At 71.2% G+C, this 19893-nt stretch carries 16 protein-coding genes; 12 read left to right on the top strand and 4 right to left on the bottom strand.

Annotated elements, in window-relative coordinates; translation table 11 throughout:
- The first annotated feature begins 271 nt into the window (after positions 1-271).
- On the top strand, positions 272-1612 hold the full coding sequence (locus WME89_RS33450) for an MFS transporter (RefSeq protein WP_438003714.1): 1341 nt from the start codon (positions 272-274) through the stop codon (positions 1610-1612).
- 5 nt (positions 1613-1617) lie between these two features.
- Here the strand turns inward: WME89_RS33450 and WME89_RS33445 are convergent, their stop codons facing one another.
- Entirely contained in the window at positions 1618-3114 is a 1497-nt protein-coding gene (locus WME89_RS33445; protein WP_438003713.1) for an arabinan endo-1,5-alpha-L-arabinosidase, read from the bottom strand.
- 136 nt (positions 3115-3250) lie between these two features.
- Between WME89_RS33445 and WME89_RS33440 the strand changes: the two genes are divergently transcribed.
- Positions 3251-4093 carry a hypothetical protein gene (locus tag WME89_RS33440; protein ID WP_438003712.1) on the top strand — a complete coding sequence of 281 codons (843 nt, stop codon included), beginning with the start codon at positions 3251-3253 and terminating at the stop codon, positions 4091-4093.
- Between the two features lie 21 nt (positions 4094-4114).
- On the opposite strand, the gene WME89_RS33435 is transcribed toward WME89_RS33440, so the two are convergent.
- On the bottom strand, positions 4115-5173 hold the full coding sequence (locus WME89_RS33435) for a GDSL-type esterase/lipase family protein (protein WP_438003711.1): 1059 nt from the start codon (positions 5171-5173) through the stop codon (positions 4115-4117).
- 934 nt (positions 5174-6107) lie between these two features.
- Here WME89_RS33435 and WME89_RS33430 point away from each other — a divergent pair.
- The 8 genes from WME89_RS33430 (at position 6108) to WME89_RS33395 (ending at position 16798) form a co-directional block, all read left to right on the top strand.
- Positions 6108-7349 carry an enolase C-terminal domain-like protein gene (locus tag WME89_RS33430; protein ID WP_438003710.1) on the top strand — a complete coding sequence of 414 codons (1242 nt, stop codon included), beginning with the start codon at positions 6108-6110 and terminating at the stop codon, positions 7347-7349.
- Positions 7346-8464 (top strand): hypothetical protein, encoded by a 1119-nt coding sequence (locus WME89_RS33425; RefSeq protein ID WP_438003709.1) that lies wholly within the window; start codon positions 7346-7348, stop codon positions 8462-8464. The genes WME89_RS33430 and WME89_RS33425 overlap by 4 nt, the downstream gene beginning before the upstream one ends.
- On the top strand, positions 8461-9234 hold the full coding sequence (locus tag WME89_RS33420) for an SDR family NAD(P)-dependent oxidoreductase (protein ID WP_438003708.1): 774 nt from the start codon (positions 8461-8463) through the stop codon (positions 9232-9234). The genes WME89_RS33425 and WME89_RS33420 overlap by 4 nt, the downstream gene beginning before the upstream one ends.
- On the top strand, positions 9231-10895 hold the full coding sequence (locus tag WME89_RS33415) for an MFS transporter (protein ID WP_438003707.1): 1665 nt from the start codon (positions 9231-9233) through the stop codon (positions 10893-10895). Before WME89_RS33420 ends, WME89_RS33415 begins: the two co-directional genes overlap by 4 nt.
- Positions 10896-11005: 110 nt before the next feature.
- Positions 11006-12103 (top strand): PfkB family carbohydrate kinase, encoded by a 1098-nt coding sequence (locus WME89_RS33410; protein WP_438003706.1) that lies wholly within the window; start codon positions 11006-11008, stop codon positions 12101-12103.
- 104 nt (positions 12104-12207) lie between these two features.
- On the top strand, positions 12208-12849 hold the full coding sequence (locus WME89_RS33405) for a bifunctional 4-hydroxy-2-oxoglutarate aldolase/2-dehydro-3-deoxy-phosphogluconate aldolase (protein WP_437618655.1): 642 nt from the start codon (positions 12208-12210) through the stop codon (positions 12847-12849).
- A 234-nt stretch (positions 12850-13083) separates the two neighbouring features.
- The gene (locus WME89_RS33400; protein ID WP_438003705.1) at positions 13084-14574 is read left to right on the top strand and encodes a hypothetical protein; all 1491 of its coding nucleotides are present in this window, start codon (positions 13084-13086) and stop codon (positions 14572-14574) included.
- 160 nt (positions 14575-14734) lie between these two features.
- Positions 14735-16798, top strand: a complete 2064-nt coding sequence (locus WME89_RS33395; RefSeq protein ID WP_438003704.1) for a dipeptidyl-peptidase 3 family protein — start codon at positions 14735-14737, stop codon at positions 16796-16798.
- 82 nt (positions 16799-16880) lie between these two features.
- Here WME89_RS33395 and WME89_RS33390 read toward each other — a convergent pair whose 3' ends face one another.
- A complete protein-coding gene (locus WME89_RS33390; RefSeq protein ID WP_438003703.1) occupies positions 16881-17768 on the bottom strand; it encodes a phosphotransferase family protein in 888 nt (295 codons plus the stop codon).
- A gap of 228 nt (positions 17769-17996) precedes the next feature.
- Between WME89_RS33390 and WME89_RS33385 the strand changes: the two genes are divergently transcribed.
- Positions 17997-18437: a hypothetical protein gene (locus WME89_RS33385; RefSeq protein WP_438003702.1), complete on the top strand. Its 441-nt coding sequence runs from the start codon at positions 17997-17999 to the stop codon at positions 18435-18437.
- A 36-nt stretch (positions 18438-18473) separates the two neighbouring features.
- Positions 18474-19073, top strand: a complete 600-nt coding sequence (locus WME89_RS33380) for an antibiotic biosynthesis monooxygenase family protein (protein WP_438003701.1) — start codon at positions 18474-18476, stop codon at positions 19071-19073.
- A gap of 43 nt (positions 19074-19116) precedes the next feature.
- On the opposite strand, the gene WME89_RS33375 is transcribed toward WME89_RS33380, so the two are convergent.
- Positions 19117-19806: a TetR/AcrR family transcriptional regulator gene (locus WME89_RS33375; RefSeq protein WP_438003700.1), complete on the bottom strand. Its 690-nt coding sequence runs from the start codon at positions 19804-19806 to the stop codon at positions 19117-19119.
- Positions 19807-19893: the final 87 nt, after the last annotated feature.

Raw genomic sequence — 19893 nt, 5'->3', positions numbered from 1 at the left:
AGCTGTGCGCGGCGCCGGCCGGCTCGCCTGGTCGATGGAGCGCTCGCAGGGGGCGGCCGCTGACCTCTTCATCACAGCCTGTCCACGGCCGACCTCGCTGCTCACGCTAGCTCATATAAGGTGTGGAGCCGCCGACGTCCGCCGAGGGGCGCCCCGTTCCCGCGCGCCTGGTGAAGAAACACCGGCGCGCGCTCGCGCCCGGTCGGCGCCATTGGCCATGGCGGCGAGGCGGGCCGGTGCGCAGCGCGCGGTGGTGCTAGGCTCACGCCCCGTGACGCCGCCGGCCCGCACGGATCGAGGAGGCTCGACGCTCGCCGCGATGGGGCGCGCGTTCCGGCACCCCAACTACCGCCTCTTCTTCTTCGGCCAGGGCACGTCGCTCATCGGCACCTGGCTCACGCGCGTCGCCACGAGCTGGCTCGTCTACCGTCTGACGGGCTCCGCCCTGCTCCTCGGCTTCGTCGGCTTCGCCGGCCAGATACCGACGTTCCTCATCGCCCCCATCGCCGGCGTGCTCGTCGACCGCTGGGATCGCCACCGCGTCCTCGTCGTCACGCAGGTGCTGGCGATGGTGCAATCGGGGCTGCTCGCCGCCTTCGCGCTCACGGGCACCATCACCGTCTGGCACATCCTCTTCCTGGCCGCGTTCCAGGGGGTGATCAACGCCTTCGACACGCCGGCGCGGCAGGCGTTCGTCGTCCAGATGGTCGAGGCGCGCGAGGACCTCTCCAACGCCATCGCGCTGAACTCCTCGATGGTCAACGGCGCGCGGCTGATCGGCCCCTCGGTCGCCGGCGTGCTCATCGCCGCCGTGGGCGAGGGCTGGTGTTTCGCCATCGACGCCATCAGCTATATCGCCGTGATCGCCTCGCTCCTCGCGATGCGCATCGCCCGCCCGGAGCGGCGCGAGCAGAAGCGCGGCGACGTCCTCGCCGACCTGCGCGAGGGGTTCCGCTACGTCTCCTCGTTCGGCCCCATCCGCGCGATCCTGCTGCTGCTCGCCCTGGTGAGCCTCACTGGCATGCCCTACACGGTGCTGATGCCCGTGTTCGCGGGCGAGGTGCTGCACGGCGGCGCGCACACGCTCGGGCTGCTCATGGCGGCGTCGGGCGTCGGCGCTGTCACCGGGGCGCTCTGGCTCGCCTCGCGGCGGACGGTCCTCGGGCTCGGGCGCGCGCTGTGGGTCGCCGGCGCGCTGTTCGGCGCGGGCCTCATCGGGTTCTCGCTCTCGCGCTCGGTGTGGCTGTCGGTGCCGCTCATGATGGTCACCGGCGGCGGGATGATGGTGCAGATGGCGGCGAGCAACACCCTCCTCCAGACGATCGTGGACGAGGACAAGCGCGGCCGCGTGATGAGCTTTTACACGATGGCCTTCTTCGGCATGGCCCCGTTCGGCAGCCTCATCGCCGGCTGGCTGGGCGGCCGCATCGGCGCGCCCGCGACGGTGCTGTGGGGCGGCGTCGCGACGCTCGCCGCGGTCGGCCTGTTCGTGCGCAAGCTGCCGGAGCTGCGGCGGCTCACCCGGCCGATCTACGTGCGGCTCGGCATCCTGCCCGAGATCGCCGAGGCCCTGGGCCGGACCACCGAGGTGACGTCGCCGGCCAAGGAGTAGGCGCCTCAGGGGCCGCCGGAGATCGGCCACCCCGCGTCGTCCCAGGCGAGCTCCGAGACACGGAGCTTGGGTGCCCCGCTCTCGTTGGCGTCGTAGGCGTGGTAGACGTTGTAGGCCGACTTGCCGTCGAACAGCACCGCGTTGTGGCCCGGGCCGCGCCAGCGCCCGTCGCCCTGCACGACGACGGTGCCGCCGCCGTTCAGCATCGGCGTGCCGTTCCTGTCGACGTACGGCCCGAGCACGTTCGCGGAGCGCCCGACCCGGATGTTGTAGGTGCTCTCCGTGCCGCTGCAGCACCTGTCGAACGAGACGAAGAGATAGTAATACCCGCACCGCCGGACCACGAACGGCGCCTCGATCGCGCCGCCGCCGCGCGAGGCGAGCGCGTGCACCTGCGTGCCCACCCGGGCGCCGTTCTGATCGAGCTGGACGGCCCGGATGCCGTCCCAGAAGCTGCCGAACACGAGCCACGGCGTGCCCGCCTGATCGACGATGACATTGGGATCGATCGCGTTGTACCTGTCGCCCCGGACAGAGCAGATCACCGATCCCTGATCGGCCCAGCTGCCGGACGTCATCGAGGCCCGGGTGGCGTGGCCGATGCACGAGCTCTGGCTCCCGAACGTCGAGGCCGAGTAATACAGGTGGTACTTGCCGCCGAAATACGAGAGATCCGGCGCCCACAGGTCCGTCGCGCCCGGGACTTGCCGCGCGACCCACGCAGGGTTCGTCGCGCCGAAGGCGCTCGAGGCACCGCTCCAGTTGAGCAGATCCGTCGAGCGCTTGCCGGGGAGCCGCGGGCCGGTCTGCTGGATATAGAACGTACCCTCCTGGGCGATGATGGCGGGGTCGTGGGTGCCGAGGTTGCCGGCGACGTTCAGCGCCCTCGGCGGGTCGCTCGGGTCGAACACGCCGACGTCGCAGCGGTCCCCGGAGCCGCCGCCGCTCGACCCGCCGCCGGAGCCGCCGCCGCCGGAGCCGCCGCCGCTCGACCCGCCGCCCTCCACCGGCACGAGCTCGATGTAGTCTATCTTCAGGTCATAGCCCGACGCGGAGGCGTTCTTTCCCTTGCACTGCAGCGCGAGCTCGACGCTCCCGGAGAGCGGCTTCTCGCCGAGCGTCGCCGTCGTCCAGCGATCGCCCGTGGTCGGGCCGTAGGCGTCGAAGGTCGCCACCGGGGAGCCGCCCGCCTTCAGCTCGTACTGGCCATACGCGTTCCGCGTGGCGTGGCGGAGGACGACCCTGTACGTGCCGGGCGCGACCGACGCGGAGAACTTGAAGCTGTCGCCGACCTGGTTGGCGCGGAGCTTCACGTTGTCCGCGTTGTCCTCCACCCTGTCGCCTGGAGAGGTGGACCAGGATTGGTCCTCGACCTCGAACCTGACGACGCTCAACGCGCCGCCGAGGGAGTCCACCTCGACGGAGGGCTCGTCTGCTGCGGCGCAGCTGGCGAGACCGAGCGACAGCAGCGTACCCAGGGCATGGTCAAAGCTAATTCTCATGGTTCATCCCTCGTTGTCGATTGCACTGCATTTTTCTTCCCTCGAAGCGTGTTTCGCCCTCTCCGGCCGCCGGCGCTATCGCGTGACGTTGCTCGTGCGTGTAGACGGGTAAGGTTCCCTGGAAGGAGTACGAAGCATGCTGAGGTTCCTGGCGACGAACATCGTTTTGCTCGCGTTCGCGGCGGCTGGCCCGGCCGCGTGCACGGGATCGGAGGACAGCCCTGCGGACGCCGGCGGCAGCAGCGTCGCCAGCGGGAGCGGCGGCGCGGCGGCCGTCGGCGGACAGACCTCGGCCAGCAGCAGCGCCGGTGGGGATGGCGGGGCGGCAGGCAGCGCCGAGGGGAGCGGTGGCGCGGGGACAGGCGGCTCGGGTGGCGCGGGGACAGGCGGCGCTGGCGCGGGGACAGGCGGCGCTGGCGCGGGGACAGGCGGCGCTGGCGCGGGGACAGGCGGCGCTGGCGCGGGCGGCGGCGGGACCGGCTGCGTGGGGATGGGCGGGATCACCTACACCCTCGCGATGGCGCCCGCGCCGACGGCGGATCAACAGTCTGCCTACGAGATGATCACGAGCGCCATGGATGAGGCGTTGTCGCACTACAACTGCTACACGAGCATCGACAAGAGCCTGAGGGTGTCCTACGAGCCTTCCGTCGCGACGGCGGACGGCAACGTCAACGGATCCATCCGGTTCGGCGCGCGCAGCTCCATGAACTACATCACCGCGATGCACGAGATCTCTCACACCCTGGGGGTCGGCAGCAGGGAGTTCGGGGCGCTGGTGGTGGACGGCGTCTTCACGGGCTCGGAGGCGACGAGCCAGCTCAGGGCGATCACGGGGAACGAGAGCGACGTCGTGCACGCGGACAACCAGCATTTCTGGCCGTACGGCCTCAATTACACGACCGAGGTCAAGACGACGGACGATCTCGTGAACCACTGCAAGATCGTGGTCGCCATCCGCGCAGACCTGGGCTTCTGAGGGCGCCGCGCGGGCGCGGCCTCACTCGAGGTACGCGGCCAGGCCGAGCGCCTGATCGCGAATGGCCCCGGCCATGAGCTCGGCGATCTGCGCCGCGCCCGAGCGCGCGAAGTGCGTGTGATCGTCGCAGAAGAACTCGCCGACCGGCCCGCCGGTCGTCGCGCTCACGTCGCCCCCGGGGACCGGACAGAAGCCGAGGGTGTTGTACAGCGCGACGCTGAGCTCGTGTAGATCGATCACGGGCACGCCGTACTCCGCGCCCGCCTCGTGGGTCGCGGTCACGTAGCCGCCCCGGGTCCCCCGGGCCGTGCTGCCGCTACAGGAGATCGCGCTCACGGGCGTCACGAACACGGGCTGGGCGCCCCGCTCCTGTGCCGCGAGGGCCATCATCCCGTAGCTGCTCTTGAAGGCGTCGAGCCCCACGTGCCGGTCGCACGTGCGCGAGCCGTCGTTGATGCCGAACTGGATGAACAGGTAATCGCCCCGCTTCATGCCGTCGAGCATCTGAACCCACCTGTCCTGCAGCACCGGCTCGCCGCTCGCGTCGCGGTTGAGCTCGCACTCTCCGGTGCTGTCCATGGTGGTCTGCACCTCGTGGAGCCACGTGCGCACGCTGCGGCCGCCGACGGCGCTGTTCACGACGGTGACGCGCTCGTCGAAGAGCGCGTCGAACTGACCACCCCAGCCCGACGGGCAGGGGGTCTGCCCGTTGGCGACCGTGGAGTCTCCCGCGATCCAGATCGTGATGTCCTCCGGCAGCGGCGCCATGCCGCCCGACCCGGCGCCGCCCCCGCCGGCGTCGCCGGCCGATCCCGCCGAGCCCCCCGCTCCCGCGGTCGCTTCGCCGCCGGTTCCCGCGCCGCCGGCGCCCGACGACGACGACGACGCGGTGCTGCTCGCGACCGCGCTCGAGCTGCTCGCTCCGGGCAGCCCGCTCCCGCCGGCGCCGCCAGCCCCGCCGCCGCCGCTGCCCCCGGGCGCCTCCGGATCGCCGTTGCAGGCGGCGGTGAGCAGCGCGATCCAGGCCACCCGGGAAGCCATCCGCACGGCGGAGGCTCGATCGATCGAATCTAGGAACATGGGTTTTCTCCAGTCACGAAGAGGCTTGAGCTCGTGCACACAGGACGCCGCCCGGGAGGGCCCACGAACGGGAGCACAACGAAGCGAAGCAGCGCGGCGGCGACGTCGAGCAGGCACCGCTGCTCCTGGTGTCGGCTCCAGCCTCCAACCAATCACCGGAAGGCGTCCATTTGTCGATGCTTCTGGTCGAGCCGCGCACCAGGGCTCATTTCTCGTCACTTGTCGCAATTTTGAAAGAACAACAGAATCGAGCACGTCTCGATCCCTGACGAGGTCGAGGCGGCGCCGCGCTGCCAGGTCCCTGACGGGAGCGCACCCCGAGGGATCCCCGCATTCTGCGGCCATTGTCAGCGAAGAAATTGAACAGGGAGGCGGGGAGGCGGGGAGTACTCGAAGATTTTCCGCCCCGTCTCCCTGCAATTTTCCGAAGAATTTGAGGGGATACCTCGGGAGCGCACCACGGGCTCGAGCCCCCTCGCGCGCTGATCCGCGAGCGTCGCCGGCGCGTCGTCAGATTTCGTACAGCACGGAGCGAGCGGCGTGATCAATTGGTCGTGGTGCGGGAATTCACCGGCGCCGTACCGCAGGGCGTCGTGTATTCGACGCCGCTGCAATTTTCTCGTCATGGCCGCTGATCTGGCCTGCGCTCTGCAGCAGATCAGGCGATGGCATGCCGGGGCAGGTGTCACTGCCGTCAGCGTTCCTCTGTCTTGTCGAGTCGGCTCGGAGAGCTGGGGGACGGGGTGAAATCTTGGGACATCCGGTCGCTGTACCGCATCGACATGAGGGCCGCCGCGCAGTATGAGGGGCGCCGCACATTCGAGCGGCGATTCGCTCGATGGTCGTCCGACGTTCCAGTGGTTGATGCCTTGGTGGTCCTCGACGGCCTGGTGATGGATGCCGGCAGCCCGAGGTCCCTGGAGTCCTGTCCTGCATGAGAATCGTTGACATCCGCGCCACCACCGTCACCGTGCCGCTCGAGGCGCCCCTGCGCCACGCGAACGGCTGCCACTGGGGCCGCTTCGTGCGCACGATCGTCGAGGTCGAGGCGGACAACGGGCTCGTCGGCCTCGGCGAGATGGGCGGCGGCGGCGAGTCGGCCGAGGCCGTGTTCCGCGCGATGAAGAGCTACCTCGTGGGCCACGACCCGGCCCGCCTCGAGGAGATGCGGTTCAGGATCGCGAACCCGACGGCCTCCCTCTACAACAACCGCACCCAGGTCCTCGCCGCGCTGGAGTTCGCCTGCCTCGACCTCCTCGGGCAGGCCTTCGACGTGCCGGTCCACGACCTCCTCGGCGGCAAGCTGCAGGACGAGGTCCCCTTCGCTTCCTACCTCTTCTTCCGCTACCCGAACGCCGACGGCTCCGGCGAGGTCCGCACGCCGGAGCAGCTCGCCGACGAGGCGAGGGCGCTGAAGAAGAAGCACGGGTTCACCTCGCACAAGCTCAAGGGCGGCGTGTTCCACCCGGACTACGAGCTCGAGTGCTACCGCGCGGTGGCCGACGCCGTCGGCGAGGATCGCGTCCGCTTCGACCCGAACGCCGTCTGGTCGACCGAGCAGGGCATCCGCTTCGGGCAGGCGATCGAGGGCCTCAACAACGACTACCTGGAAGACCCCGTGTTCGGCCTGCACGCGATGCGGCGCACCCGCGAGAAGGTGCGGATGCCGCTCGCGACGAACACCGTCGTCGTCGGCTTCGAGCAGCTCGCCGCCAACGTGCTGGACACGGCCGTGGACGTCATCCTGCTCGACACCACGTTCTGGGGCGGCATCCGGCCCTGCGTGAAGGCAGCGGGGATCTGCGAGACCTTCGGCCTCGGCGTCGCCGTCCACTCCTCGGGCGAGCTCGGCGTGCAGCTCGCGACGATGCTGCACCTCGGCGCCGTCATCCCGAACCTCTCGTTCGCCGCCGACGCGCACTACCACCACCTCAAGGACGACGTGATCCGCGGCGGCCCGCTCCCGTACCGGAACGGGAAGATCCGCGTCCCCGAGGGCCCCGGCCTCGGCGTCCGCCTCGATCGTGAGAAGCTCGCCCACTACGCCGAGGAGTACCGGCGCCTGGGCTCCTATCCCTACGACAGGGACCCGCTGCGCCCGGCCTGGTGCGCGACCGTGCCGAACGACCGCTGGGCCGATCCAAAGGACGACCGTATCCCGGAGGTGCCGCGATGACCCTCGCCGAGCGCGTCACGAAGGCGGTCGACGCCGCGCCCATCATCGATCTCCACACCCACCTCTTCGCGCCCCAGTTCGGCGCGCTGAACCTCTGGGGCGTCGACGAGCTCCTGACCTACCATTACCTCGTCGCCGAGGCCCTGCGCGCCGCGCCGAAGGTCACGCCCGAGGCGTTCTTCGCGCGCGACAAGGCCGCGCAGGCCGACCTCGTGTGGGAGGCGCTCTTCGTCCGCCGGTCGCCGCTCTCCGAGGCCACCGCGGGCGTCGCCACCGTGCTCGACGCGTTCGGCCTCGACCCCGCCGCGAAGGATCTCCGCGAGGCGCGCGCCTTCTTCGCCAGGCGCCGGGTCGAGGAGCACGTGGAGGACGTGCTGCGCCTCGCCGGCGTCGCCGCGCTCGCGATGACGAACGACCCGACCGACCCCGCCGAGCGCGCTGTCTGGGAGTCGGGCGCCGCGCCCGATCCGCGGTTCCACGCGGCCCTGCGCCTCGATCGCCTCGTCGCCTCGAACGATCTCGCGTCCGAGCTCGACCGGTGGATCGCCCGCATGCGGCCGCGCTACCTGGCGATCTCCGTCAACGAGGTCTCGCCCCCGCCGCGCGCCGTGCTCGACGCGTGCCGCGAGCACGACCTGCCGTTCGCGATGATGATCGGCGTCCGGCGCGCGGTGAACCCCCGCCTCGGCGTGGCCGGCGACGGGGTGAGCATCGCCGATCTCGTGCCCCTCGAGCGGCTCGCCGCCGACAACCCCGACGTCCGCTTCCTCGTCACGACGCTCGCGCGCGAGAACACCCACGGCCTCTGCGTCGTCGCGCGCAAGTTCGCGAACGTCCTGCCGTTCGGCTGCTGGTGGTTCATGAACAACCCGAGCCTCATCGAGGAGACGACGATGATGCGCCTGGAGATGCTCGGGCCGACCTTCGTGCCGCAGCACTCCGACGCGCGCGTCCTGGATCAGCTGATCTACAAGTGGCGCCACACGCGGCGATCGATCGCCCGCGCGCTGACGCGACGCTACGAGGCGATGCCCGTGCCGCCGACCGACGCGCAGATCGAGCGCGACGCGCGGGCGCTCATGGGCGGTATCGCCGGGGAGTGGCTAGGAGCATGACGACTTTGTTCGATATCGCGGGCCGCACGGCCGTCGTGGTGGGCGGCACGTCCGGGATCGGGCGCGCGCTCGCCCTCGGCCTCGCCGAGGCGGGGGTCCACACGGTCGCCACGGGCACCCGCGCCGATCGGGCGCGGGCGGTCACCAAGGAGATCCTCGCCCGCGGGGTCCGCTCGCACGAGGCGACGTGCGACGTGGGCGACCGCGCGTCGCTCGACGCCCTGCGCGACAGCGTCCTCAAGGCGCTCGGCGGCGTCGACATCCTCGTCAACTGCGCCGGCCGGACCGCCCGGAAGCCGACGGCGGAGGTCGGAGACGCGGAGTGGAGCAGCCTGCTCGACACGAACGTCACTGGCATGCTGCGCGCCTGCCAGTCGTTCTACGGCCCCCTGCGGGAGAGCGGCCGGGGGCGCATCGTCAACATCGCCTCGCTGTCGAGCTTCGTCGCCTTCCACGAGGTGGCGGCCTACAGCGCGTCGAAGGCGGCCGTCATGTCGCTCACCCGGAGCCTCGGGGCCGAGTGGGCGAAGGACGGTATCCGGACGAACGCCATCGTGCCGGGGGTCTTCGTGACCGACCTCAACCGCGCCCTCCTCGAGGGCACCCCGCGCGGGCAGGAGCTGCTCGCCCGCACGCCCCTCGGCCGCTTCGGCGAGGCGATCGAGCTGATCGGCGCGGCGCTCTTCCTCTGCTCTGACGCGGTGAGCTTCATCACCGGCACCAGCATCGCTGTCGACGGCGGCTTCCTCGCCTCCGGGGTGAACCAATGACCGCCACGACGCCCGTCGCCTCGGCGCGCCAGGTCGCCATGACCCGCGTCCGCTGGACCGTCTGCGCGCTCCTCTTCTTCGCGACGACGATCAACTACCTTGACCGGCAGCTCTTCTCGCTGCTCGTCCCGTTCTTCGAGAACGACCTGCGCCTCGGGCCGACGGACCTCGCGCTCATCAACGTGAGCTTCCTGCTCGCCTACGGCTTCGGCATGGTGTTCGTGGGGCGCTGGATCGACCGCGTCGGCACCCGCAAGGGGCTCAGCGTGACGTTCCTGCTCTGGAACGTCGCCTCCGCGGCCCACGCGTTCGTCGGCAGCTTCGGCGGCTTCGCCGCGATCCGCTTCCTGCTCGGGGTCGGCGAGGCGGGCAACTTCCCGTCCGCCGTGCGCACCGTCGCCGAGTGGTTCCCCAAGAAGGAGCGGGCGCTCGCGACCGGGCTGTTCAACTGCGGCTCGAACGTGGGCGCCATCCTCGCCCCGCTCCTCGCGGTGCGCATCGCGGAGGCGTACGGCTGGCGCACCTGCTTCCTCCTCCTCGGCGGGGTCGGCGTCGTGTGGATCTTCTTCTGGACGCGCTTCTACCGGCGCCCGGAGGAGCACCCGAAGGTGTCGATCCAGGAGCTCGCGCACATCCGCTCCGACGCGAAGGAGTCGACCGAGTCCCTCGGCGTCGGCGAGGTGTTCGGGATGCGGCCCGTCTACGCGATCGCGATGGCGAAGTTCTTCACCGACGCGCCGTGGTGGTTCTACCTCACCTGGCTACCGAAGTTCCTCATCAGCGAGTTCAAGCTGACGCCGACGTTCATGGCCTACGCGATCCCCGTCGTGTTCATCGTCGCCGACGTCGGCGCGATCGGCGGCGGCTGGCTCTCCTCCAGGCTCATCGCGAGCGGCCGCTCGGTCGGCACGTCGCGCAAGCTCGCGATGCTCGCCTGCGCGCTCGCCGCGGTGCCGGTCATGGCCGTCGGGCAGCTCGTCGACGTCCCGAGCGTCGGCGGCATCCCGTCCGTCTACGTGGCTGTCGCGATCATCTCGCTCGCCGCGGCGGCGCACCAGGGCTGGAGCAGCAACCTCTACACGCTCGTCTCGGACACCCTCCCTCGTCCCGCCATGGCGACGGTGGTCGGCATCAAGACGGCGTTCGGCGTCGTCGGCGGCGCGCTCTTCCAGATCTTCGTGGCCCGGTCGCTCACGCTCACCGGCTCGTACGCCCTGCCGTTCATGCTCGCCGGGAGCCTGTACCTCGTCGGGCTGCTCGCGCTGCACCTCCTGCTGCCGCGGGTCGAGCCGGTCACGCCGAAGCGGCGCGTGCCGCAGGCCTTCATCATCGCCGGCGGCCTGGCGATGCTCGCCGGCATCGCGGCGACGCAGTTCACCCTCAACCGCCCCCCGTACGCCTCCGTCGCCGACTACCGCGCGACGCGGACCACCCAGCTCAGCGCCAAGGGCGCGCCGACCGAGGGCCCCGCCGCCCGCGTGGGCTGGATGGACGCGCGCTGGTACTTCTGGCCGACGGCCGAGGGGACCAAGGCCGAGCTGGTCAAGTTCGACCGCGATGGCCGGCCCATCGTCGAGACCAAGGGCGCTGGCGCCAAGGGCTACGCGGGCCCGTCCGCCGCCGAGGTCCAGTCCTCGCGAGCGCCTGGAGGTGGTCAGTGACCGCCGCCCCCGGCGCGCCTCATCGCTCCTCCGCGGCCCCAGCGTTCGCCGGAGCGCTCCGCCTCGACAAGGCCCTTCCGCCCCGTGGCGCGCACCTCTACCGGTAATCCATGTCCATCCCGCTCCGCGACCCTGCCTCCTGCCGCTGGGATCTCGTCTCGCTCGGCGAGGTCATGCTTCGCCTCGATCCAGGCGACGGCCGCATCTCGACCACCCGCACCTTCAACGCGTGGGAGGGCGGCGGCGAGTACAACGTCGCCCGCGGCCTCCGCCGCTGCTTCCGTCTGCGGTCGGCCATCGTGACCGCCCTGGCGGACAACCCCGTCGGCCGCCTCATCGAGGATCTCATGCTGCAGGGCGGCGTGGACCTCACGCACCTGCGCTGGACGCCCCATGACGGCGTGGGGCGGACGGTGCGCAACGGCCTGAACTTCACGGAGCGGGGCTTCGGCATCCGCGGGGCGGTCGGCGCCTCGGACCGCGGCCACACCGCCGCTTCCCAGCTGAAGCCCGGCGACGTCGACTGGGACGCGATCTTCGGCGCGGAGGGCGCGAGGTGGTTCCACACAGGCGGCATCTTCGCCGCCCTCTCCGAGACGACGCCGGGCGTGGCCAAGGAAGCGATGGAGTCGGCCAGGCGGCACGGCGTCATCGTCTCCTACGATCTCAACTACCGCCCTTCGCTCTGGAAGTCGATCGGCGGGCAGGCCCGGGCGCGGGAGGTCAACCGCGCCCTCGCGCCGTACGTCGACGTGATGCTGGGCAACGAGGAGGACTTCACGGCCGCGCTGGGCTTCGAGGTCGAGGACCTCGACGACGCGCACGCCAACCTGCACGTCGGCGCGTTCGAGGCGATGATCCAGCGCGTCATCGCGGCGTTCCCGAACATCCAGGCGGTCGCGACGACCCTCCGCGTGGCGACCTCCGCGACGCGCAACGACTGGAGCGCGGTGCTGTACGAGGGCGGCCGGCTCTACCAGGCGCCCGAGCGCAAGGATCTCGAGATCTACGACCGCGTGGGCGGCGGCGACTCGTTCGCTTCCGGCCTGATCTACGGCTTTCTCACGGGCAAGGGGCCGCAGTGGGCCGTCGACTGCGGCGCGGCGCACGGGGCGCTCGCGATGACGACGCCCGGCGACACGACGATGGCCACCCTCGATGAGGTGCTCAAGGCGATGAAGCTGGGCACGGCGCGGGTGGATCGATGAGCGCGATCGTGAGTGGAAACGAGAGCGGAATCGTGAGTGGAATCGTGAGTGGAACCGTGAGTGGAACCGTGAGTGGAACCGTGAGTGGAACGGAGAGCAGGACGATGAGCAAGCAAGACGTGCTCGGGTGGATCCAGCGCACACGCATCGTCCCCGTCGTGCGCGCCGGCTCGGCCGAGGAGGCGCTCCAGGCGGTCGAGGCGCTCCTGGAGGGCGGGATCGACGTGCTCGAGATCACGATGACCGTGCCCGGCGCGGTGGAGGTCGTGCGCGAGATCGCGGCGCTCCACGGCGAGCGCGCGCTCGTCGGCGCGGGCACCGTGCTCGACGCCCGCACCGCCGAGGCGTGCGTCGAGGCCGGGGCGCGCTTCGTCGTCAGCCCCGCGCTGGACGAGGCGACGGCGGGCGCGTGCCGCGCGATGGGCATCGTCCACGCCCCCGGCGCGCTCACGCCGACCGAGGTGGTGGCGGCGCACCGGGCGGGCGGAGACGTCGTGAAGGTGTTCCCCTGCGACGCCCTCGGCGGCGCCTCGTACCTCAAGTCGCTCAAGGCGCCCTTGCCGCATATCCCGCTCATGCCCACCGGCGGCGTGACGCTGCAGAACATCGGCACCTTCCTCGCCGCGGGCGCGGTGGCGGTCGGCGTCGGCGGCAACCTCGTGGATCTCAAGCTCCTGCGCGAGGGGCGCCGCGAGGAGCTCGTCGCCCGCGCCCGCGCGTTCCGCGACGCGTGCCGCCCGACGTGAAGTGAAGCGCGCGCAGGCGGCGAGAGCGCCGCTCGTCCTTTCCATCCCGGCCTGCGCCGCCGGGGGAGATTGACCTGCAGCCCGGGTCACGCTCCGCACGGCGCGACGCAAAAGTACAAACAAATCAATGGTTTGTGGCGCTCATGGGGCATCCCCGGCGCCATCGAGAACCCAGGGGCTTCGAACATGAACCAATCGCAGGTTGCGAACCTATTCGGTGCGTCGATTTTCCTCGTGGCTGCGGCCGCGCACGGCCAGGCCCCCGCGCCGGCGGGTGGGCAGGCGCCGGCCGCGGCGCCGCCGCCGGCCGCCGCTGCGCCGGCCCAGCCGGCGGCAACGCCCCCGCCGACGGACGCCGCCACGACGCAGCTGCCGACGGGCACGGATGCGCCGGCGACGCCGCCGCCGCTCCCGGGCGGCGCGCCCGCGGCCGCGGCGCCGCCGCCGGCTCCCCCCGCGGAGGTGACGAAGCCCGCCGTCCCGGCCGCCGTTCCCGTGACCTCCAAGTGGAAGGCCACGATCTACGGGATGGCCGAGTTCAACATCATGCACGACTCCACCCAGAGCTTCGGCGAGTCGGTGGGGGCCACGGTCGTCCAGCGCGACGACACCTACGCCGGCTCGCACGGCCGCACGCACTTCACGACGCGCAACTCGAGGTTCGGCGTCAAGGTGAGCGCGCCCGAGTTCGCGGGGATGAAGACCACCGCCAACCTGGAGCTCGACTTCTTCGGCAACCAGCCGCCCACCGTCTCGGAGGCGTCGCTCGTGAGCAGCGGCACCTTCCGCCTGCGTCAGGCCAACATCAAGGTGGAGTCGGAGTACGTCGACGTCCTGATCGGCCAGTACTACCACCTGTTCGGGTGGCAGCCGTTCTTCTTCCCGGCCACGACGTCCTTCTTCCCGGTGATGAACCAGGTCTTCGGCCGGATGCCGCAGCTCCGCGTCGGCCACACCTTCAAGACGGATCCCGTCAACCTGGAGATCGCCGCGGCCGCCGCCAAGCCGCCGCAGCGCGACGCCGAGGTGCCGGACGTGCAGGCGGGGCTCCGCTTCGGCGTCAACGGCTGGAAGGGGATCCACACGCTCGGCGCCGGCGGCATGTTGATCGACCCGCTGACCATCGGCGTCTCGGGTGTCTACCGCCACTTCCGGGTCCCCGAGTTCGCCGCCGCCCCGGTCGACGCGAGCTCGGCGGATGGATACGGGCTCTCGCTGGACGCCATGATCCCCGTCATCCCGGCCACCGCGCTGGACGACCCTGGCAATGCGCTGACGCTGACCGGCTCGTTCTTCACGGGCACGGGCATCGCGGACATGGTCGGCGTCGCGAACGGCGTGCCGCAGCCGGCGCTCCCCGACGGCGCGACCTACGCGCCGGGCATCGACAACGGCCTCGTCGTCTATGACGCGAACGGCAACCTGAAGACCATCGGCTGGAAGGGCTTCATGGTCGGGCTCCAGTACTACCTGCCCCCGTCGGGGCGCATCTCCATCTCCGGCAACTACACCCAGGGCTGGAACGACCGGGTGACGGAGGAGAACGGCTACGCCGCCCTCCGCACCGCCTTCCGCGAGTCGCGCTACATCGATGGCAACGTGTTCATCGACATCACGCCGGCCGTCCGCACCGGGCTCTCGTTCCAGTACTCGGAGCAGACCTTCGCCGACGACGTGACCGCGACCAACGAGCGCCTCGAGCTGTCGGTCTACTCCTTCTTCTGATCAGCGCCGCGGGCGCCCCGCTGGCCGCCGAGCGCGCGCCACGCGGGGAAGGGGGATCGCCGCGCCGGCCGTGTCCGCCGGACCGTCCGTGACGAACCCCTTTGCCGTGCCGCGGAGGCCTTCTCGCCGGCGGGCGCTTTCGGTACTGATCCCGCCCACGATGTACCGCCAGCACCTCGTCGCCCCCCTCGCCCTTTGCGCAGCCCTCCAGTCCGCCTGCTCTCCGGCCCAGCCGCCGGCCGAGCCTGCCGCGCCGGCGCCCCCGCCGCCCGCGGCCGGGGTCGCGAGCGCGGCGCCGGCCACCGGCGCGGCCGCGCCGGATAGCGCCGCCCCCGCGGCGGCCAGGAGCACCGTCAAGGTGCTCGAGGAGGTGGGCGGCGTGACCGCGGCCTCGTACGCGCCGCGCGGCTTCGACAGGCTCACGCCCGGGCAGCGCGCGCTCGCTTACCACCTCGCGCAGGCCGCGCTCGCGGGCGACCCGCTGTTCACGATGCAGACCTCCAGGTACGCCTGGCCCGCGACGGAGCTCATGATCCGGCTCCTCGCGCAGAAGGACAGGCTCGATCCCGCGCTGCGCGACAGGCTCGCGACCTACCGGAAGATGCTCTTCCTGCACCACGGGATCCACGACGCGCGCACGGGGCAGAAGCTCGTCCCGCCCTTCTCGCAGCAGGAGCTGGAGGGCGCGGCCAGGGCGCTGAACATCGCTGTCCCGAAGGACCTGCTCGCCGGGCTCTTCGACCCGAAGGTGGCGCCCGTCGTCACCAACAAGACGCCGGGCAACGGCAAGGACCCTTTGCTCGAGTCCGCCGCCAACCATTACGAGGGGGTGAACAGCAAGGACCTCGAGAAGTTCAAGGAGAAGTACGAGCTCAACGGCCGTATCGTCAAGAAGGGCGGCAAGCTCGTCGAGGAGGTCTATCGGGCCGGCGGCGACGGCGCGCCGCCCGGCGTGGGCGCGAAGGAGCTCGGCCGGGTGGTGAAGCACCTCGAGGCCGCCGTCGCGCTCGCGCCGCCCGTGCAGCAGGGGGCGCTCCAGCACCTCGTCCGGTACCTGAAGACGGGCGAGCCGGGCGAGTTCACCGAGCACGACGTCGCCTGGCTCAAGCAGGTCTTCCCGGTCGATTACATCCTCGGCTTCATCGAGACGTACAACGACGTCCGCGCGCGCAAGGGCGGCTTCGAGGGCATCGTGTTCATCGCCGATCCGGAGCGCGATCCGCCGCTCCAGGCGCTCGCGAGGAACGCGCAATACTTCGAGCAGAAGATGCCGTGGGAGGCGAGGTGGAAGCGCGACGCCTTCCAGGTGCCCGCGGCCGCGGCCGTGATCGCCATCGCGGCCACGGGCGACGGCGGGCCGTTCACGTTCTCGGGCGTGAACCTGCCGAACGCGCAGGCGATCCGCGAGAAGCACGGCTCGAAGAACTTCGTGGTCCTCTCCACGATGGATACCCGCGAGGCGCTCACCTACGACAAGATGATCGACGAGTTCGCCCCGGAGGAGGCGCGCGCCGAGATCCGCCGCTGCGGGCGTCACATGAGCTTCGCGGCGACCTCGTTCCACGAGGTCACCGGCCACGGCTCGGGCAAGGTGAACCCGGACCTCAAGGCCGATCCGGCGGAGCTCCTCGCCCCCTACTACGCGGCCCTGGAGGAGGGCCGCGCCGAGCGCGTCGCCGACTGGCTGACCGGCGACCCGAAGACGGTCGAGATCGGCATCCTGCCGGACGCCGCCTGCGCGCGGGCCTTCCCCGCCTACGCGGCGACGACGCAGCTCACGATGCTGAGGACGGTCCCGCAGGGCGACGTGGCCGAGGAGGACCACCTCCGCGCCGAGCTGATCGCCTTTGGCTGGGTCAAGGACAGGGGCGCTGTCGCCGTCGAGGTGCGCCAGGGCAAGACCTTCTTCGTGGTGAAGGACCCTGACGCCTGGCGCAAGGCCTCGGGCGAGCTGCTCGCGGAGCTCCACCGCATCAAGGCCACGGGCGATCGAGAGGCGCTGAAGGCGCTGGTCGAGCGCCACGGGAGCCGGATCAACCCGGCGTGGCGCGACGAGGTGCTGGCCCGGCTCAAGGCGCTGGACCTGCCGCGCACCATCGCGACGATCCCGCCGATGCTCACGCCGATCCGCGACGCGGCGGGGAAGGTGGTGGACGCGAAGGCCGAGCAGACGACCTCGCTCGATGCCTACATCGCGGCCCTGGAGCAGGTCTGGGCCGGCTGATCCCGGGACGCGCGGGGGGCTCCCCGCCCGCGGGGAGCCCGGCGCGGGCCGCAGACGGCGCTCGGCTCAGGGCATGTCGGCTTCAGCCATGCTCCGCCGGCTCGAGCAGCACCTCTCGGCACCACTGATGCAGCCGCACGTCGTCTCGAGCGAACGACCAGCGGGCGGCCAGCCAGCGCTCCGCCGGCGCGAGCAGGGCGTCGAGGCGCTGGGCCTGCAGCCACTCGCGGGCCAGGCGCCGATCGCGATCCGTGGCGGTCGGGGTGATGAACGGCGTGAGATAAGCGACGGCCGACAGCGGCTCTAGCCGGGCGTCCCCCAGGGCGGATGGGCCCCCGAAATCGACGACGGCGCTCACCTCCCGATCTTCGACGAGCACGTTGCCCGGGAAGAGATCCATGTGCACGAAGCTCGGCCGATCCGGCTCGGGCAGCGCGGCCGCGAGCCGCGACGCATCGACGCCCGCGAAGGCGCTCCCGGCGGACGCCAGGCTCTTCTTCGCACGCTGCTCGAGGTAAGCGCGGTGAGAGCTCGCCCGGATCGGCTCGGCCTCGCACAGGTCGCCGTACCCTTCATGGTCCAGGCGCAGGGCGCAGAGGCGCGTCGAGGCCTCGAGGAAGCGCGTGATGAGGTCGTCGCGCTCGGTGCCCGTCGCCTCCCCGAGCACGCGCAGGAGAGGCCGCCCCGGGAGGCGCGGCTCGATCGTGATGAGGCGCCCGTGACGCTCGGTGATCTCCAGGACATGTGGGATCGAGAACGGCACCGCGCTCGCGCTCCGGCGCAGGTCCTCGAGCAACCGGGCTCGCAGGTCGACCGCTTCCCGCGCCGTCCCGGGGTGGTGGACGCGCGCGATCTTGTCCTCGTCGAGCGCGAAGACGCACGCCTCACCGCCGATACCGAGCAGCGCGTCCTCGCTCAGGCCGAAGTGGCTCATCACCGACAGGAGCGGGGCGTCGTCCTGGATGCTCACGGCGCCCTTATCCGCCATCCGTCTCTGGCCATCAATACGCCGCCGCCTCGGCTCTGTTCATGTATTATAACGCGTTGCGTTAGCGCTGCCTGCGCTCATGCCGACCGTCGCGAACGAAATCGCGGTCGCGGTTGAACGTTCCGCGATCGTCCGGGAACGCAGGTGCATTCGGTGACGCAGCGGTGGCCCCAGGAGGGACGCTCGCGGCGCGCCCTCAAGGAGTCTCAGATGATGCTTGTCTCCTCTGCCCGAGCGGCGCGGAGCGCGGCGCCGCGGCACGCCCGGCGCCGGCTCGTGAAGCCGCTCCTCGGCCTCGCGGTCTTCGCGGCGCTCTTCATCGCGCTCGCGTGGCGGCTCGACAGGCCCTCCGCGGCCGCGGGGCCGCTCGACGCTGTCGCCGCGAACCCTCTCGGCCAGCTCGCCCGCTCCGCCGCCGACCGCGCGCCCATGGCCGGCCGCGTGGAGGAGCGCCTCCCGGCCGGCTCGTACACCTATGTGGCCGTGCGCGACGGCGAGGCCCTCACCTGGGTCGTCACGCTCGGCGACGCGCCGCCGCCCGGCACGCCGGTGCAGGTGCGCAGCATGGGCCGCAGGACGGACTTCCACTCTCGTCGCCTCGAAAGGACGTTCCCCGAGCTCGTGTTCGGGATCGTCTCGCGCGCCGACTGAGCTCCCCGGAGCACACGAACAGAAAGGACCATGACCATGAAGACACGTAGGTTGAACGAGACGATCGAGCTCTCCTCGCGCGCAATCGCGGCCGCGATCGTCGCTGCGCTCGGGGTGATCCTGTCGGGATGCGGCTCCGACTCGGGCGGGACGGCGCCCCAGACCTCTGACCCCGAGTGCACGGGCGGCGCGCTCGAGGCCGATCTGCAGGCGGCGCCGCTGAGCGGGCCCGGCGTGGATCCCGAGACAGGCAAGCTCCGGCCGCCGCCGGAGGGCTCGTCGTACACGATCAGCGCGACCTACGGCGTCCCCCTGCCGGGGGACGCCGCGCGGGAGAAGTACATGCAGTACTTCGGGGCGATCCAGGCGCAGCTCGCGTCGCAGCCCGGCCTCGTGGCGATCCAGCTCGCCCAGTCGCCGTCCTGCGGCTCCGGGCGCACGCTGGCCGTCTGGGCCTCGACCGATGAGATGTACGCCTTCGTCATGAGCCCGGCGCACGTGGCAGCGGTGGACGCGGTGAACGAGCTGATCGAGCCGAACTACGCGGTCACCCACTGGGAGGCGGCCAGCACCGACGAGATCACCCAGGAAGAAGCGGCCCGTCGCATCAAGGCGAGCGAGCCCGCGGCGCCCTGAGCTGACGCCGCCGGCCTCGCCCCGAGCGCGCCGGCGACGTCGTTCACCCGCGCTTCGGCCGCCGGCCTCGAGGCGCCGGTGCCGGGGATGGCGCCGGTGCCGGGGATGGCGCGGGCGCCGGGGATGCCGCGGGCGGGGGCGCCAGGGTCTGGCGCGCCAGCTCTCGCACGTAGGCGAGGCGGTCGGCCGGCGAGCCGAGCGCGCCCAGGCCCTGGTAGAGCCCCGCGAAGAACGCCGGGAAGAACACCGCCGAGAGCGCGGCCACGACGCGGTGCGCGGCCGCGCGCTCGTCGAGCCCGGGCACGGCCGCCTGGACGAGATCGCGCAGGCGCCCGATCACGGGCGTGAACAGCACCGGAAAAGGACCGCTGTAGTCGTCGGCGTGAAACGCGTCGTTCAGGTGGGCCCTGCTCAGGTTCGGGAAGCGCAGGCAGCCCTCGAGGTAGTAGCCGAGCAGCCCGCTGAGCGCGTCCATGGGCTCGCCAGGTATCCGGGCGAGGAGCTCCTCGCCGTCCTCGAGCATGTTGCGGATCGAGACCTCGAGCGCCGCCGCGAGGAGCGCCTCCTTGGACCGGAAATAATAGTTCACCGCGGCGATGTTCACGCCGGCCGCGGCCGCGATCTTGCGCACCGTCGCCTGCCCGATGCCGTGCTGCTCGATCTGCTCGATCGCAGCGACGACGAGCCTCTGCCGTGGATCGTCCGCGGAGGTGGGTCGGTCTCGGTCGTTCATACAGTTGTTTGAAACGCACCTTGACAACCCTCCGCCCAGGCGTCAACTGTTGAAACACTTGTTTCAATCATTTGTTTTATCAGCCCT

The sequence above is a fragment of the Sorangium sp. So ce321 genome, from assembly GCF_051530195.1.
Classification (GTDB): Bacteria; Myxococcota_A; Polyangia; order Polyangiales; family Polyangiaceae; genus Sorangium.
Note: the sequence above shows the minus strand (reverse complement) of the source record. Positions and strands in the feature narration are given on the sequence as shown.